Source organism: Mycobacterium sp. E3251, from assembly GCF_001666835.1.
Classification (GTDB): Bacteria; Actinomycetota; Actinomycetes; order Mycobacteriales; family Mycobacteriaceae; genus Mycobacterium.
Genome location: NZ_LZJF01000018.1, coordinates 1 through 659 on the forward strand (window position 1 = coordinate 1; position 659 = coordinate 659).

General features: G+C 68.4%; 2 pseudogenes. Both read right to left on the reverse strand.

Annotated elements, in window-relative coordinates:
- Positions 1-277 (reverse strand): annotated as a pseudogene (locus A5697_RS02725) (monooxygenase); the annotation flags it as partial.
- A gap of 82 nt (positions 278-359) precedes the next feature.
- Positions 360-659: pseudogene (locus A5697_RS27955) on the reverse strand (TetR/AcrR family transcriptional regulator); the annotation flags it as partial.

The following is a 659-nucleotide window of genomic DNA, read 5'->3' on the forward strand; positions in this document are numbered from 1 at the left end:
CGATCAGCCGCACGCTCCGCACGCCGAGCTGGCGCAGCCGCACCCCCGTCAGCAGCCCACCGAAGCCCGCGCCGATGACGGCGACGTCCACCTCGTCGGTCAGCGGTTCGCGATCGAATTTTCGGTCCGCCCAGGGGTCGTCGGCGAAGCGGGCGAACGCGCCCGCCGTCTCCACGTACTGCGCGATGCCGTCGGGGCGCAATCGCCGCGCACGCTCTTCGGCGTACTTGCGTCGCAGCGCGTCGACGTCGAACGTCACGGCAACGGTTTCAGTCACGGCCAGGCTTCCTCTCGTGGCCCCGACTATATAATCAATCGCTTGATCGTATCAAGGCCTCCGCAGTGTCCTCTGCCTGCGGCTATCCCGGCCCACCCGGTGCGAACAGCGTTCCCCTGATCATGTTCTTGGCGGAGTCCAGCGCGGCGTGGTAGGCCCGCGGGGGTGACGTGGCCGCCAGTTCGGTCAAGCCGTAGACGAGCGCGTACACGGCTTCGACGATGCTGTCCCGATCCTGCCGGTGCGCGAGTTCGCCTCGCCGATAGGCATCGTCGACGACGCCCTCGATGATCTCTCGGAATGCCTGAAACCGCGCGCCCCCCGCGAACCGCGAATCGGCGTCGGCCACGCCCTCGGCGCGGATCACCCACTCGAAGGCGGC